Here is a 15,907-nt window from a genome sequence, read left to right as displayed (position 1 = left end):
TTCGCCAGAACCTTGGTGATCGCCGCCGTCAAGGACGTCTTGCCATGATCCACATGGCCGATCGTCCCAATGTTGCAGTGCGGCTTGGTGCGCTCAAACTTCGCCTTGGCCATCGTCGTCAGTCCAATCCGAAAGGGGTGTTACCAGCGGTAGTGGCTGAAGGCCTTGTTGGCTTCGGCCATCCGGTGCGTGTCTTCGCGCTTCTTGACGGCCGTGCCGCGGTTGTTCACCGCGTCCATCAGCTCGGCCGAAAGCCGCTCTTCCATCGTGCTCTCGCCACGCTTGCGCGCGGCGTCGATCAGCCAGCGGATGGCCAGCGCCTGGCGCCGCTCCGGCCGAACCTCGACGGGAACCTGGTACGTCGCGCCGCCGACGCGGCGCGAACGCACCTCGACCGCCGGCTTCACGTTGTCCATCGCCTCGTGGAACAGGCGCAGCGGGTCGCTGTTGGGCCCGCCCTTGCGCTTCAGCGTGTCCATGGCGGCATACACGATGCCCTCGGCCGCGGACTTCTTGCCGTCATACATCAGCACGTTCATGAAACGGCTCAGGACGACATCGCCGAACTTCGGATCCGGCAGGACTTCGCGCTTCTCTGCGCGGTGACGACGCGACATCTCTCAGCCCCTCACTTCGGACGCTTGGCGCCGTAGAGCGAGCGCCGCTTGCGCCGCTTCGGCAGGCCCTGCGTGTCCAGCACGCCGCGCAGGATGTGGTAGCGCACGCCCGGAAGGTCCTTCACGCGACCGCCGCGGATCAGCACCACGGAGTGCTCCTGCAGGTTGTGGCCCTCGCCCGGGATGTAGCTCACCACCTCGAAGCCGTTGGTCAGGCGCACCTTGGCGACCTTGCGGAGCGCCGAGTTCGGCTTCTTCGGCGTGGTCGTGTAGACGCGCGTGCAGACGCCACGCTTCTGCGGGCAGCCCTGCAGCGCGGGCACCTTGTTCTGGCTCTTCCGGGGCTCGCGGCCCTGGGCGATGAGCTGGTTGATCGTCGGCATGACGCCCCTTCGTGAACTCGTTCCGCAATCCGCCCGCCCCGAACGAAGCGAGGCCCACCCGGACGCAAGAGTGCGTCGCGGGCGGGCCACCGCATCGAACCCGAGGTCTCGGCGGCGTTGCAGCCGCGGCGCCCCAGGCAAGGCGTTTGAACCAACATGCCACAAGGCCGGGGCCCCGTAGCGAGAGGCGCCTTCTACTGCCCGCCCCATGAGGAGTCAAGCAACAGAAGGCGGTTCCGCGGGGCGCCGTGCTGCGCCCCGCGCATGGCCCTACTCCGCAGCCGCGGCGTTGGGGTCGGGCAGCGCCGGCTGAGCGGCCGGGAGGCGGCCCGCGTCGCGCTGCGCCGCCAGGGCGCGCATCCGCGCCATAACGGAACCGGTGCCCGCCGGGATCAGGCGCCCGACGATCACGTTCTCCTTCAACCCGCCCAGCGTGTCCACCTTGCCGGCGGTCGCCGCCTCGGTCAGCACGCGGGTCGTCTCCTGGAAGGAGGCGGCCGAGATGAAGGACTGGGTCTGCAGCGAGGCCTTGGTGATGCCCTGCAAGACCGGCTCGGCCCGGGCCGGACGCTCGCCCAGCTTCAGGCGCTTGTCGTTCTCGTGATCGAACTCGAAGCGGTCCACCTGCTCGCCAACGAGGAAGGTCGTGTCGCCGGGCTCGAGGATCTCGACCTTCTGCAGCATCTGGCGAACGATCACCTCGATGTGCTTGTCGTTGATTTTCACGCCCTGCAGGCGATACACGTCCTGGATCTCGTTGACGAGGTAGTTCGCCAGCGCCTCGACGCCCAGGACGCGCAGGATGTCGTGCGGCACGCGGGGGCCATCCACGAGCGGGTCGCCGGCCTTGACGTAGTCACCCTCTTGCACCGAGACGTGCTTGCCCTTCGGCACCAGATACTCGCGCTCGATCCCGGGCTCGTCGCCGATCGGGTCGCTCTTCACGATGATACGGCGCTTGGCCTTGTAGTCCTTGCCGAACTCCACCCGCCCATCGATGTCGCTGATGATGGCGGCGTCCTTGGGTCGGCGCGCCTCGAACAGCTCCGCCACGCGCGGCAGGCCGCCCGTGATGTCGCGGGTCTTGGACGATTCGCGCGGCATGCGGGCGATGACGTCGCCAGCATGGACGGAGGCGCCATTCTCGATGCCCACGATCGTGCCGGGGGTGAGGAAGTAGATGGCGTCCGAACCGTTCTCCCGCTTCATCACCTGGCCCCGCGCGTCACGCAGGATCAGGCGCGGCCGGAGGTCGGCCCCCTTGGCACCCTTGAACTCGATCACCTCCTTGTAGGACAGGCCGGTGACGTCGTCCGTGCGCTCCATCTGGGTGATGCCGTCGATCAGGTCGGCCTGCTCCACCGTGCCGCCGATCTCGGTGAGGATCGGCAGGGTGAACGGGTCCCACTCGGCCAGCTTCTGGCCGCGCGTGACCTCGACGCCTTCCTGGACCAGCATCTTCGCGCCGTAGGGAACGCGGAAGCGCACGCGCTCGCGCCCATTGGCGTCCAGCAGGGCCACCTCGCAGTTGCGGCTCATCACGATGGGCGCGCCGGAGCTGTTGGTGACCAGATGCAGGTTCACCAGCTTCACCTTGGCGTCCACCGTCGCCTCGACCGCAGACTGCTCCGCGCCGCGCTGGGCCGCGCCGCCGATGTGGAAGGTCCGCATCGTCAGCTGCGTGCCCGGCTCGCCGATGGACTGAGCCGCGATGACGCCCACCGCCTCGCCGATGTTCACCGGCGTGCCGCGCGCCAGGTCGCGGCCATAGCAATGGCCGCAGACGCCCGTCGTGCTCTCGCAGGTGAGGACGGAGCGGATCTTCAGCGCCTCGACCCCCGCCGTCTCGATCCGCTCGGCCAGAGCCTCGTCGATCAGCGTGTTGCGGGGCGCGATGACCTCGCCCGTCGCCGGGTCCGCCACGTCCTCCTGCGCCGTCCGGCCGAGGATGCGCTCGGACAGCGAGGACACCACGTCCGCGCCGTCCATGATGGCACGGACGTTCAGGCCCCGCTCGGTGCCGCAATCCGGCTCCATGATGATGCAGTCCTGCGCGACGTCCACGAGACGGCGCGTCAGGTAGCCGGAGTTCGCGGTCTTCAGCGCCGTGTCCGCGAGGCCCTTGCGGGCGCCGTGGGTGGAGTTGAAGTACTCGAGGACGGTCAGCCCCTCCTTGAAGTTGGAGATGATGGGCTGCTCGATGATCTCGCCCGAGGGCTTGGCCATCAGGCCTCGCATGCCGGCCAGCTGGCGCATCTGCGCCGGCGACCCGCGCGCGCCGGAATGCGACATCATCCACACCGAATTGGTGGGCTTGCCGACCTCCTGCTTCTGGATCTCCGCCATCATGGCCTTCGCCACCTCGTCCGTGCAGCGGGACCAGGCATCGACGACCTTGTTGTAGCGCTCGCCCGAAGTGATGAGGCCGTCGAGGTACTGCTGCTCGAACTCCTTCACCTCGTCCTTGGTGCGGGCGATCATGGCCTCCTTCTCGGCGGGGATGACCATGTCGTCCTTGCCGAAGGAGATGCCGGCCTTCGCGGCGTGGCGGAAGCCGAGGCCCATCAGGCGGTCGGCGAAGATCACCGATTCCTTCTGGCCGCAATGGCGGTACACGGCATCGATCACGTCCGAGATGGACTTCTTGGTCAGCAGCCGGTTCACCAGGTCGAAGGACAGGGCGGGGTGCTTCGGCAGCAGCGCACCCATCATCAGACGGCCCGGCGTGGTGAGCACGCGCAGCGTCCGGCCCATCTCGGCCTCGGTCGGGGCCGGAACGCGCGCATAGATCGCCGAGTGCAGCGCCACGGCGCCGGTGGCTAGCGCCTGCTCCACCTCACCCAGGTTGCTGAAGACCCGCGGGCGGTACTCGAGTGCCGCGCGCTGGTCGGTGGAAAGCTGCTCTGCCGTCTTGCCGGCGATGCCGCTCAGCAGCGACTCCGCGCGCTCCGCCTGCTCCTTCTCCACGCGGAACTCCGGCGTGTCGAGGGACAGGTAGTAGAGGCCGAGCACGATGTCCTGCGACGGCACGATGATCGGCTTGCCGTTGGCGGGGCTGAGGATGTTGTTGGTGGACATCATCAGCACGCGCGCCTCCAGCTGGGCCTCGAGGCTCAGTGGGACGTGCACGGCCATCTGGTCGCCGTCGAAGTCGGCGTTGAAGGCGGTGCAGACCAGCGGGTGAAGCTGGATCGCCTTGCCCTCGACCAGCACCGGCTCGAAGGCCTGGATGCCCAGGCGGTGCAGCGTCGGCGCGCGGTTCAGCAGGACCGGGTGCTCGCGGATCACCTCCTCGAGGATGTCCCAGACCTCCGGACGCTCCTTCTCCACCATCCGCTTGGCCTGCTTGATGGTGGAGGCGTGGCCGTACTTCTCGAGCTTCGAGTAGATGAAGGGCTTGAACAGCTCCAGCGCCATCTTCTTGGGCAGGCCGCACTGGTGCAGCTTCAGCTCCGGCCCAACCACGATCACCGAGCGGCCCGAGTAGTCCACGCGCTTGCCGAGCAGGTTCTGGCGGAACCGGCCCTGCTTGCCCTTCAGCATGTCCGAGAGCGACTTCAGCGGACGCTTGTTGGCGCCCGTGATCGCCCGGCCGCGACGGCCGTTGTCGAACAGCGCGTCCACCGACTCCTGCAGCATGCGCTTCTCGTTGCGCACGATGATGTCGGGCGCGCGCAGCTCGATCAGCCGCTTCAGGCGGTTGTTGCGGTTGATGACGCGGCGATACAGGTCATTGAGGTCGGAGGTCGCGAAGCGGCCGCCATCCAGCGGGACCAGCGGGCGCAGCTCGGGCGGGATGACCGGGACGACGTCCAGGATCATCCACTCCGGTTGGGCGCCGGACTCCGCGAAGGCCTCGATCAGCTTTAGCCGCTTGACCAGCTTCTTGCGCTTCGCCTCGGAGGTGGTCTCCTTCAGCTCGGCGCGCAGGCGCGGCGCTTCCTTGTCGAGGTCGAGGCCGTTCAGGATTTCCTTCACCGCCTCGGCGCCGATGCCGGCGCGGAACCCGTCCTCGCCGAACTCGTCCTGCTTGGTCATCAGCTGCTCTTCCGTCAGCAGCTGGTGGAGCTTCAGGTCGGTCAGGCCCGGCTCCAGCACGACGTAGTTCTCGAAGTAAAGGACCTTCTCCAGCTCCTTCAGGCTCATGTCCACCATGAGGCCGACGCGGCTGGGCAGGGACTTCAGGAACCAGATGTGCGCGACGGGGGCGGCCAGCTCGATGTGGCCCATGCGCTCGCGGCGCACCTTGGCCAGCGTCACCTCGACGCCGCACTTCTCGCAGACGATGCCGCGGAACTTCATCCGCTTGTACTTGCCGCACAGGCACTCGTAGTCCTTGATCGGGCCGAAGATGCGGGCGCAGAACAGCCCGTCCCGCTCCGGCTTGAAGGTGCGGTAGTTGATCGTCTCGGGCTTCTTGATCTCGCCATACGACCAGGAGCGGATCTGCTCCGGCGAGGCCATGGAGATCTTGATCTGGTCGAAGGTCATCGCCTGGCCGGTCTGGCCCAGGATCTTCATCAGCTCGTTCATGCCGCCTCGCTCTCCGCCCCGGCTGCGCGCGATGCCGGGGCCATGCTTCGGGGTGTCGTCAATGTCCGGGGGGCCAGAAGGCCGGCCCCCCGATATGGGTCAGGAACCGCGGTTTTCGAGGTCCACGTTGAGGCCCAGCGACTTCAGCTCCTTCACCAGGACGTTGAAGCTCTCGGGAATGCCGGCCTCGAAGCTGTCCTGGTCGCGGACGATCGCCTCGTAGACCTTGGTGCGGCCGGACACGTCGTCCGACTTCACCGTCAGCATCTCCTGCAGCGTGTAAGCCGCGCCGTAGGCTTCCAGCGCCCAGACCTCCATCTCGCCGAAGCGCTGGCCGCCGAACTGCGCCTTGCCGCCTAGCGGCTGCTGGGTGACCAGCGAGTAGGGGCCGATCGAGCGGGCGTGGATCTTGTCGTCCACCAAGTGATGCAGCTTCAGCATGTAGATGTAGCCGACCGTCACCTTGCGCTCGAACTTCTCGCCGGTGCGGCCGTCGTGCAGCCACATCTGGCCGGAGGAATCGAGCCCCGCCTTCGCCAGCATCGTCTCGATGTCCGAGGGGCGGGCGCCGTCGAAGACCGGCGTGGCGATGGGGATCCCCTTCCGCAGGTTCTCGCCCAGCTCCATCAGCTGCTCCTCGGTCATCGGCGCGATGTCGCGGTCGAAGATCTCGTCGCCGTAGACGTCGCGCAGCTTGGCCAGCAGCTCGTCCCGCACCGCGGAGGTGCGCTGGAACTCGTTCACCAGGTCCCCGACCTGACGGCCGAGATTGGCGCAGGCCCAGCCCAGGTGGGTTTCCAGGATCTGGCCCACGTTCATGCGCGAAGGCACGCCGAGCGGGTTCAGCACGAGGTCCACCGGGGTCCCGTCCTCGAGGAACGGCATGTCCTCAATGGGAACGACGCGGGAAACGACGCCCTTGTTGCCGTGACGGCCGGCCATCTTGTCGCCGGGCTGCAGCTTGCGCTTCACCGCGACGAAGACCTTGACCATCTTCATCACGCCAGGCGGCAGCTCGTCGCCGCGCTGCAGCTTCTCGACCTTGCTGTCGAAGCGCTTCTGGATGCGCTCCACCGCCGCGTCGAACTCGCGCTTCAGCGCCTCGACCTCGACCATCGCCGCGTCGTCCTGCACGGCGATCTGCCGCCAGGTCGCCTTGGCGAAGCCGTCCAGCACCTCGTCGGTGATGGCGGTGCCGGCCTTGACGCCTTTGAAGCCGCCCGCCGCCTTGCGGTTCAGCAGGCGCTCGCGCAGGCGGCCATAGAAGGACCGCTCCTGGATCGCGCGCTCGTCATCGCGGTCCTTGGCCAGGCGCTCGATTTCGGCGCGCTCGATCGCCATGGCGCGCTCGTCCTTGTCCACGCCGCGGCGGGAGAAGACGCGCACGTCCACGATCGTGCCGGACACGCCCGGCGGCAGGCGCAGCGACGTGTCGCGCACGTCGGAGGCCTTCTCGCCGAAGATGGCGCGGAGCAGCTTTTCCTCTGGCGTCATCGGGCTTTCGCCCTTCGGCGTGACCTTGCCGACCAGGATGTCGCCCGGGTTCACCTCGGCGCCGACATAGACGATGCCCGCCTCGTCAAGGTTGCGCAGCGCCTCCTCGCCCACGTTCGGGATGTCGCGGCTGATCTCCTCCTGGCCCAGCTTGGTGTCGCGGGCCATGACCTCGAACTCCTCGATGTGGATCGAGGTGAAGACGTCGTCGCGCGCGATGCGCTCGCTGATGAGGATGGAGTCCTCGAAGTTGTAGCCGTTCCACGGCATGAAGGCGCAAAGCACGTTGCGGCCCAGCGCCAGCTCGCCCAGCTCCGTGCTCGGCCCATCGGCGATGATCTCGCCGGCGTGCACCCGGTCGCCCACCTTCACCAGCGGACGCTGGTTGATGCAGGTGCTCTGGTTGGAGCGCTGGAACTTCCGCAGGCGGTAGATGTCCACGCCCACGGTCTGGCCGTCCTCGCCCGTCGCGCGCACCACGATGCGCGCCCCGTCGATCTGGTCCACCACGCCGTCGCGGCGGGCGGAGATGGCGGCGCCGCTATCCTGCGCCACCGCGGCTTCCATGCCCGTGCCGACCAGCGGCGCGTCGCTCTTGATGAGCGGCACTGCCTGGCGCTGCATGTTGGAGCCCATCAGCGCGCGGTTGGCGTCGTCGTTCTCCAGGAACGGGATGAGCGCCGCGGCAACGGAAACCAGCTGCTTCGGCGACACGTCGATCGCCGTCACCTCCTCGGGCTTCACCAGGCGGAAGTCACCGCCCTGGCGGACCGAGACCAGCTCGGACTGGAACTCGCCCGTGGCGGCGTCCACCTGCGCGTCGGCCTGCGCGACGACCAGGCGCTCCTCCTCCATGGCGGACAGGTAGCGCGGGTCGCCCACGATCTTGCCGTCGCGCACGAGGCGGTAGGGCGTCTCGATGAAGCCGTACTTGTTCACCCGCGCAAAGGTCGCGAGGGAGTTGATCAGGCCGATATTCGGGCCTTCCGGCGTCTCGATCGGGCAGATGCGGCCGTAATGCGTCGGGTGCACGTCGCGCACCTCGAAGCCCGCGCGCTCGCGTGTCAGGCCGCCCGGACCCAGCGCCGAAAGTCGGCGCTTATGCGTCACTTCGGAGAGCGGGTTGGTCTGGTCCATGAACTGCGACAGCTGCGAGGAGCCGAAGAACTCGCGCACCGCGGCCGCCGCCGGCTTCGCGTTGATCAGGTCATGCGGCATCACGGTGTCGATATCCACCGACCCCATGCGCTCCTTGATCGCGCGATCCATGCGCAGCAGGCCGACGCGGTACTGGTTCTCCATCAGCTCGCCAACCGAGCGCACGCGCCGGTTGCCAAGGTTGTCGATGTCGTCGATCGAGCCGCGGCCGTCCTTCAGGTCCATCAGCACGCGCAGCGTGGCGACGATGTCCCCCTTGCGGAGCGTCCGCAGGTGGTCCGGCGCCTCCTCCATGGAGAAGCCGAGGCGCATGTTCATCTTCACGCGGCCGACCGAAGACAGGTCGTAGCGGTCGGCGTCGAAGAACAGGCCGCGGAACAGGGTCTCCGCCGTTTCCGGCGTCGGCGGCTCGCCCGGGCGCATGACCCGGTAGATGTCCATCAGCGCCTCGTCACGGGAGGTGTTCTTGTCCACCGCCAGCGTGTTGCGCATCCAGGGGCCGACGGTCTGGTCGACGGCTAGCGTCGGCAGCGTGTCGAGCCCGGCTTCCTCGATCGCGGCGAGGCGCGGCTCGGTCAGCTCGTCGCCCGCCTCGGCCCAGATCTCACCGGTCTGCATGTTGACGAGGTCCTCGGCCACGAAGCGACCCAGGAGGTCGGCGCGGCCGACCAACACCTCGGTCGTGCCGGCCTCGGCGATCTTGCGCGCGGCGCGCGGGGTGAGCTTGTCCTCCTTCTTCGCGACCACCTGCCCGGTGGAGGCGTCCACGAGGTCCTCCAGCAGCTTCACGCCCTTGAAGCTCTCGGGGTCGAAGGCGCGCGACCAGCCCTTGGGGCCGCGGCGATAGGTCACCTGGCCGTAGAAGTGGTTCAGGATCTCCTCGGCATCCATGCCGCGGATCTCGCCCGGCTCCATCTCCGTGCCGTTGGCGGCGCGCTCGGCGCGCCTCGCCTCCGTCTCGGCGCTGTCGAGCGCCATCAGCAGGGTGGAGGCGGGAAGCTTGCGCTTGCGGTCCACGCGCACGTAGCAGATGTCCTTGGCGTCGAACTCGAAGTCGAGCCAGGAGCCGCGATAGGGGATGACGCGCGCGGCGAAGAGGTACTTGCCGGAGGAGTGCGTCTTGCCCTTGTCGTGGTCGAAGAACACGCCGGGGGAGCGGTGCATCTGCGAGACGATGACGCGCTCGGTGCCGTTGATGATGAAGGTGCCGTTATCCGTCATGAGCGGCATGTCGCCCATGTAGACATCTTGCTCCTTGATGTCGCGGACCGAGCGGGCGCCGGTGTCCTCGTCCAGGTCCCAGACGATCAGGCGCAGCTTCACCTTCAGCGGCGCGGCATAGGTCAGGCCACGGGCGATGCATTCCTCGACGTCGTACTTCGGCTCCTCCAGCTCGTACTGGACGAACTCGAGGCGGCCGCGGCCGGCGAAGTCGTTGATCGGGAAGACGGACTTGAACACCTCCTGCAGGCCGGTATTCGTGCGCGCATCGGGGTGCACGTCCATCTGCAGGAAGGTAGCGTAGGAGGCACGCTGCACATCGATCAGGTTGGGCATCGGCGCTACCTCGGGCAGCCGCCCGAAGCTCTTGCGAATGCGCTTGCGTGCCGTGAAAGCCTTGCTGATGGCGTTCATGCGTGTCCCGCTTTCCTCAAACGCCCGGCGCGAAGTCGGCCGGCTGGATTCGATGCTCCAGGGGACACCCTGCCCCCTGAAACGGCGGAAGGGGCGGCAACCACACGGTTCCCGCCCACCCCGTAGTGACCTGTTTCGGACTTGCCAGGCGCGGAGCCCCCGGCAGGTCCGCAGAAGTTACTGGACCTTGACGGTCGCCCCGTTCTCTTCCAGCACCTTCTTGATCTTGTCCGCCTCGTCCTTCGAGACGTTCTCCTTGACGGTCTTGGGCGCGCCCTCGACCAGATCCTTGGCTTCCTTCAGGCCCAGGCCTGTGATGCCGCGGATCTCCTTGATGACGTTGATCTTCTTGTCGCCCGCAGCCTCGAGCACGACGGTGAACTCCGTCTGGGCCTCGGCGGCAGGGGCAGCGGCGGCGGCAGCCGGAGCGGCGGCGGGAGCCACCGGCGCGGCGGCGGAGACGCCCCACTTCTCCTCGAGCATCTTGGAAAGCTCGGCAGCCTCCAGGACGGTCAGGGCGGACAGCTCGTCAACGAGCTTAGCGAGATCGGCCATGTTCGTGTTCCTTCGATCTAATGGCTTGACTGTGGCTTGACAACCCCGACTGGACACCCAGCCAGGGGAAATTCACTTCCAACCGAAACCCTTACGCGGCTTCCTTGTCCGCATAGGCCTTCAGCACCCGTGCCAGCTGCCCGGCGGGGGCCTGCACAACCCCCGCGATGCGCGTCGCCGGGGTCTGGATCAGACCCACGAGCTGCGCGCGCAGCGTCTCGAGCGAGGGCAGCTCGGCCAGCGCCTTGACCCCGTCGAGGGCCAGGTTCTGGGTGCCGAGCGCACCGCCCAGGATCACGAACTTGTCGTTCGTCTTGGCGAACTCCACGGCAGTCTTCGCCACGGCCACGGGGTCCACGGACCACGCGAGCGCGGTCGGACCCTTCAGCAGCGGCTGGATGCCCTGGAAGCGGGTGCCGTCGAGGGCGCGGCTGGCCAGGCGGTTCTTCGCAACCTTGTACGTCGCGCCCGCGGCCTTCATCTTGCGGCGCAGATCGTCCACCGCCGCCACCGTCAAACCCTTGTTCTGGGCGACGAGGACGAAGGACGTCTCACTGAAGACGTTGACCAGGGACTCGACGAAGGCGCGCTTTTCCGTGCGGTCCATTCACACTCTCCGTCGGTGGCCGGATGCCTGGTGGAGGGGCCCCGGCCGGTTCAACCCGAAGCAGGGAGACCATCCCCCTGCCCCGTTCGCCTGTCGTCGCCGGAAAGCCAAGCCACGCGCGCCCGGAAGGCCAGGCCGCGCGCATATCTCGGTTCCCCGTCTCATGCTGGCCGGACGGAGCCGTTCAAGCCCCTCCCAATCAAGCCCACTGGGGGCACCCGCAATCTCCGACAGGAGCGGCAGGGCCGGAGCCCCGCCTGCGCATCCCGGCCCCTGGGGACCGGGACGAATTCACAATCAGGCGTTGCCCAGCGTCGCCGGGTCCACCTTCACGCCGGCGCCCATGGTCGAGGTCACGGCGACCCGCTTGACATAGGTGCCCTTGGCGCCGGTCGGGCGGGCGCGCTGGATGGCCTCGGCGAAGGCGCGGGCGTTGGCCGCCAACTTCTCCGCGTCGAAGGAGGCCTTGCCGATGCCGGCATGGACGATGCCCGCCTTCTCGGCTCGGAACTCCACCTGGCCGGCCTTGGCAGCCTGCACGGCGCCCTTCACGTCCATGGTGACGGTGCCGAGCTTCGGGTTCGGCATCAGGCCGCGCGGGCCCAGAACCTTACCGAGGCGGCCTACCAGCGCCATCATGTCCGGCGTGGCGATGCAGCGGTCGAAGTCGATCTTGCCTTCCTGCACCGCGGCGGCGAGGTCGTCCGCGCCCACCACGTCGGCGCCGGCGGCCTTCGCCTCCTCCGCCTTCGGGCCGCGGGCGAAGACGCCGATGCGGACGGTCTTGCCGGTGCCGTTGGGCAGGCCGACCACGCCGCGGACCATCTGGTCGGCGTGGCGCGGGTCGATGCCCAGGTTCATCGAGATCTCGACCGTCTCGTCGAACTTGGCCTTGGCGTTCTGCTTCACGAGGGCGATCGCCTCGTCCAGCCCGTAGAGCTTCTCCGCCTCGACAGCCGAGGCCAGGGCCTTCATGCGCTTGGTCAGCTTCGCCATGGGATCAGCCCTCCACCACGGTCATGCCCATGGAACGGGCGGAACCGGCCAGCATCCGCACCGCGGACTCGACATCGGTGCAGTTCATGTCCTTCATCTTGGTCTGGGCGATCTCGGCCAGCTGGGACTTGGTCACGCGGCCGACATTGCCGCCCTTGCCCGGCGTGGTGGAGCCCTTCTCGATCTTCGCCGCCTTCAGCAGGAAGTAGGTGTTGGGCGGGGTCTTCGTGATGAAGGAGAAGGTGCGGTCCGTGTACGCGGTGATGACGACGGGCGTCGGGGTGCCCGGCTCCATCTGCTGCGTCGCCGCGTTGAATTCCTTCACGAACTGCATGATGTTCAGGCCGCGCTGGCCCAGGGCGGGGCCCACGGGCGGCGACGGGTTGGCCTTGCCGGCCGGAATCTGCAGCTTGATGTAGCCAGCGATTTTCTTCGCCATGGCCCGATCTCCTCGATGTGAGGGACCCGCGGTCCAGACGGCCCCGGTCGGGCCTCCCGCGTTTCCGAAGGGCGCCGTCTAAGGCAGCCGCGCGCGCCTGTCCAGCGCGCAGCCCCGCGCGCCCTGCATGGCAGTCTCGATGGATGAAACCGGTTGGTGCTTCGCCGCCAGGGGCGGCTGGTCGGAGTGAGAGGATTCGAACCTCCGGCCCCTGCGTCCCGAACACAGTGCTCTACCAGGCTGAGCTACACTCCGGCGCCGTGCGCGAGGCTCTAGCGTCAAGACGCGAAGCGCGCAAGCGGGGGAAGCGCCCTACCCTCCCGCCAGCCGCGCAAGCATCGTGTCCTGCGACTCGGTCGGCAGGAAGAAGAAGGTGAAGACATAGGGCCCCTCCGCGCCGAACACGGCCGGGTCGGGGCTGGCGCGCTGCATGGACGTCGCGTCGAACTCGGCGACCGGACGCAGCCGGTCGAGGACGAAGAACCCTGCATAGCCCAGCCCTTCCAGCAAGGCCGGGACGGCGCGGGTGGAGCCGGGGGCGTGGCGTTCCTCCACCTCCACGGACAGGATGGGCCGGCATCGGCGCAGCGTTCCGGCGCCGCCGCGCAGGATGGCCTCCTCCGCGCCTTCCGCATCCAGCTTCACCGCCACGAGATCCGACAGGGCCAGCGAGTCGAGCGAAACGACGGGCACGGCGTGCTGCCGCACGGTGACGCTGGAGAAGCCGCGATAATCCTTGCTGATACTGGCCCATTGCTCCTGCGCGACGCCGTCCAGGACGGGAAGGCTGAGCATCGCCTCGCCAGGGCGTTCCCCAAGCGCCTCCAGCCGCAGCTCAATGTTGGAGCGGCCGGCGCAGGCGGCGGTGAGGCGCGCGAAGGCGCTCGGCAGCGGCTCGAAGGCCAGGACCCTGCTGCCGGGCAGCTCGGACAGGGGAAGGGTCAGCAGCCCGTCATGCGCCCCAATATCCAGGATGGTGCCGGGGCGATGGAGGCGGCGGTGGAAGGCGATCTCCTCCATCAGAGATCCAGCACGCCGCGCCCGACCGGCACCACGCCGCCCCCGACACGGACACGGATCGCGCCATCCGCCTCCCGCCGCGCGACGAGGCGAAGCTGGCTCGGGCGGCCCATTTCCATTCCCTGCTCCACCTCCAGCGCGAGGGCGGAGCCACCATTGAGCTCCAGAAGCAGCCCCGCCAGGGCGCAATTGGCGCTGCCCGTCGCCGGATCCTCGGCGATGCCGGCCAAGGGGGCGAACATGCGTGCCCGCCGCCGCCCGATGCCGAGCGGCGTGTGCAGCAGCAGCCCCACCACCTCGGTCAGGCTGCGTCCGAACGCGGCGACATCCGGCAGCGCGGCGGAAAGCAGCGCGGCATCCTCCACCTCGGCCAGGGCGAAGGGCGTGCCGCAGCCCGCGACCAGCGGGACGTGGTTGTTGAGGTGTAGCGCCCCGGGGGCCAGCCCGGCGCAGGCGGCGACCGCCTCCGGGTCCAGGGCGTTGCCCAACGCCAGCTTCTTCGGCGCCTCGATCTCCGCCTCGCTTCCCGACACCTCGGCCACCACCACACCGGCCGCCTGGCCCAGCCTCAGCGTCCCCTCCCGCCCCATGCGGCGCGACAGCAGCACGGCGGCGCCCACATTGGGATGACCGGCAAAGGGCAGCTCCCCGAAGGGCGTAAAGATGCGGAGAAAGGCGTCTTGCCCGGCCTCGCGTGGGGCGAGGGCGAAGACCGTCTCGCTCAGGTTGAATTCCCGCGCGATGGCCTGCAGCATCGCGTCGTCCAGCGCTTCGGCGCCATGCACGAGGGCGAGCGGATTGCCGCCGAAGCGCGTCGCGGTGAAGACATCCGCCGTTTCGAACTCAAGCGGCATCGGCGGAGGCCTCGCGGATGGCCGCCTCCAGGGTGCGGATGCCTGCGGCCTCGCCCTCGGGGTGATTCCAGACCGCGCCCACCACCGCCAGGAACTCCGCTCCCGCCCGCACCAGCGGCCCGCAATTCGCGGCGGTGATGCCGCCAATGGCGACGGAGGGGATTTCCATCATCTCGCTCCACCATTCGAGCAGGTCCGTCCCGGCAGCGTGGACGGTTTCCTTGGTCGCGGTGGGAAAGAAGGCACCGAAGGCCACGTAGTCGGCGCCCACCTCCCCCGCCTCCATCGCGAGGTGACGGGAGGCGTGGCAGGTGATGCCCAGGGTGCGCTCGCCCAGGAGGCGACGCGCCGCCGCATGGTCGCCATCGCCCTGGCCGAGATGGGCGCCGTCGCAGCCGGTTTCCACGGCCATGGCGGCGTCGTCGTTCAGCAGGAAAGCCACGTCGCGCGACTGGGCGACGGGGCGCAGCGCGTCCACCGCGCGGCGGATGGCGTCGCGCGGGGCGTCCTTCAGCCGCAGCTGGACGCAGGCCACGTCCCCCGCGTCGAGGGCCCGCGCGAGGCGATCGGGGAAGCCTGGCTCCAGCACCGGTGGGGTGATGAGGTAGAGGCGGCAGCGCGTATCCATGGCCCGACCTTCGCGCGCAGCGCCCCGGCGCCACAAGCCCAGGGGGAACTCCGGACGGGGCTGGGCGTTCCCCGCCCGACATCACCGAACCGGAGGACACCATGGATACGCGACGCATCCTCGAACAATTCACCGGCCACCGATCCGGCCAGGGCCGCGGCGGACTGGAGGAATTGCTGGGCGGGCTGCTGGCCGGGCGCGGCGGCACGGGCGGCACGAGTGCCGGCGGGTTGCCTGGTGGCGGCGGACCCGGCATGGGCGGTCTGGGCGGCATGCTGGACGCGCTTTCGGGTGGCTCCCGCAGCGGCACGGGCGCGTCGGGCGGTGGGTTGGGCGGCCTCGGCGGCATGTTGAAGCCGCCCATGGGCTCAGGCATCGGCGCGGCGGCCGCGGGCGGATTGCTCGGCTCGCTGCTGGGCGGGGGGCGCCGGGGCGGCGGCTCGGGGCTGCTGCGCATGGGTGGCCTCGCCATCCTGGGCACGCTGGCGCACCGCGCCTACCAGAGCTGGCAGGAGCAGCAGGCCAGCGCCGCCGGCAAGGCCCCGCCACCGCCCTCGCCGGTCGCGGCGGAGGCCACGCCCGATTCGGCCGCCGCCGACAACCAGCCCTTCGGTCTCGCGGTGATCCGCGCGATGATCGCGGCAGCCAAGGCCGACGGCCACCTCGACGCGCAGGAGCGCGAGCGCATCTTTACCGAGGTGGAGCGGCTGGAACTCTCCGATCAGGAGAAGGGCTTCGTGTTCGGGGCGCTGGAAGGCCAAGCCGACCCGCGGGCCATTGCCGCGCTCGCGAAGACGGAAGGGCAGAAGGCGCAGATCTATCTGGCCTCCCGCCTCGTGGCTGAACCGGACACGGCGGCGGAGCGCGCCTGGCTGGAAGCGCTCGCGCATGAACTGCACCTGCCGAGCGGGCTGCGGCAGCAGCTGGATCAGCAGGCGAAGGATGCCGCGGCCGCGGCCGCCCAGGCCGGCCTCTAGGCCAAGCCTGG

13 protein-coding genes and 1 tRNA gene are annotated in these 15,907 nt (G+C 68.7%); 1 reads left to right on the top strand and 13 read right to left on the bottom strand.

Annotated elements, in window-relative coordinates; genetic code table 11:
- From OF850_RS06770 to thiE, 13 genes are all read right to left on the bottom strand, one after another.
- On the bottom strand, window positions 1-113 hold a 113-nt coding region (locus tag OF850_RS06770), incomplete at its 3' end, for a GTP-binding protein (RefSeq protein WP_301589197.1).
- Between the two features lie 27 nt (window positions 114-140).
- A complete protein-coding gene (rpsG, locus tag OF850_RS06765) occupies window positions 141-617 on the bottom strand; it encodes a 30S ribosomal protein S7 (protein WP_301589185.1) in 477 nt (158 codons plus the stop codon).
- An 11-nt stretch (window positions 618-628) separates the two neighbouring features.
- Window positions 629-1,000 (bottom strand): 30S ribosomal protein S12, encoded by a 372-nt coding sequence (gene rpsL / locus OF850_RS06760; RefSeq protein WP_207539845.1) that lies wholly within the window; start codon window positions 998-1,000, stop codon window positions 629-631.
- Window positions 1,001-1,270: 270 nt separating this feature from the next.
- Entirely contained in the window at window positions 1,271-5,533 is a 4,263-nt protein-coding gene (gene rpoC, locus OF850_RS06755) for a DNA-directed RNA polymerase subunit beta' (protein ID WP_301589179.1), read from the bottom strand.
- Window positions 5,534-5,632: 99 nt separating this feature from the next.
- A complete protein-coding gene (gene rpoB / locus OF850_RS06750; protein ID WP_301589177.1) occupies window positions 5,633-9,820 on the bottom strand; it encodes a DNA-directed RNA polymerase subunit beta in 4,188 nt (1,395 codons plus the stop codon).
- A gap of 177 nt (window positions 9,821-9,997) precedes the next feature.
- Window positions 9,998-10,375: a 50S ribosomal protein L7/L12 gene (gene rplL / locus OF850_RS06745; RefSeq protein WP_301589175.1), complete on the bottom strand. Its 378-nt coding sequence runs from the start codon at window positions 10,373-10,375 to the stop codon at window positions 9,998-10,000.
- A 91-nt stretch (window positions 10,376-10,466) separates the two neighbouring features.
- Window positions 10,467-10,982 (bottom strand): 50S ribosomal protein L10, encoded by a 516-nt coding sequence (gene rplJ / locus OF850_RS06740; RefSeq protein ID WP_301589174.1) that lies wholly within the window; start codon window positions 10,980-10,982, stop codon window positions 10,467-10,469.
- Between the two features lie 297 nt (window positions 10,983-11,279).
- Window positions 11,280-11,978 carry a 50S ribosomal protein L1 gene (rplA, locus tag OF850_RS06735; protein ID WP_301589173.1) on the bottom strand — a complete coding sequence of 233 codons (699 nt, stop codon included), beginning with the start codon at window positions 11,976-11,978 and terminating at the stop codon, window positions 11,280-11,282.
- Between the two features lie 4 nt (window positions 11,979-11,982).
- Window positions 11,983-12,417 carry a 50S ribosomal protein L11 gene (gene rplK / locus OF850_RS06730; RefSeq protein WP_301589172.1) on the bottom strand — a complete coding sequence of 145 codons (435 nt, stop codon included), beginning with the start codon at window positions 12,415-12,417 and terminating at the stop codon, window positions 11,983-11,985.
- Window positions 12,418-12,595: 178 nt separating this feature from the next.
- A tRNA-Pro gene (locus OF850_RS06725) sits at window positions 12,596-12,672 on the bottom strand.
- Between the two features lie 57 nt (window positions 12,673-12,729).
- The gene (locus tag OF850_RS06720; protein ID WP_301589171.1) at window positions 12,730-13,437 is read right to left on the bottom strand and encodes an FkbM family methyltransferase; all 708 of its coding nucleotides are present in this window, start codon (window positions 13,435-13,437) and stop codon (window positions 12,730-12,732) included.
- A complete protein-coding gene (locus tag OF850_RS06715; protein ID WP_301589170.1) occupies window positions 13,437-14,291 on the bottom strand; it encodes a PhzF family phenazine biosynthesis protein in 855 nt (284 codons plus the stop codon). Before OF850_RS06715 ends, OF850_RS06720 begins: the two co-directional genes overlap by 1 nt.
- Window positions 14,281-14,919: a thiamine phosphate synthase gene (gene thiE / locus OF850_RS06710; protein WP_301589169.1), complete on the bottom strand. Its 639-nt coding sequence runs from the start codon at window positions 14,917-14,919 to the stop codon at window positions 14,281-14,283. Before thiE ends, OF850_RS06715 begins: the two co-directional genes overlap by 11 nt.
- A 101-nt stretch (window positions 14,920-15,020) precedes the next feature.
- On the opposite strand from thiE, the gene OF850_RS06705 reads away from it, so the two are divergent.
- Complete coding sequence (locus tag OF850_RS06705; protein WP_301589168.1) at window positions 15,021-15,896, top strand: tellurite resistance TerB family protein; 876 nt, start codon at window positions 15,021-15,023, stop codon at window positions 15,894-15,896.
- Window positions 15,897-15,907 lie beyond the last annotated feature (11 nt).

Origin of the sequence: Sabulicella glaciei (assembly GCF_026183895.1) — a bacterium.
GTDB classification, from domain to species: Bacteria; Pseudomonadota; Alphaproteobacteria; order Acetobacterales; family Acetobacteraceae; genus Roseococcus; species Roseococcus glaciei.
This window is presented reverse-complemented; position numbering and strand designations above follow the sequence as displayed.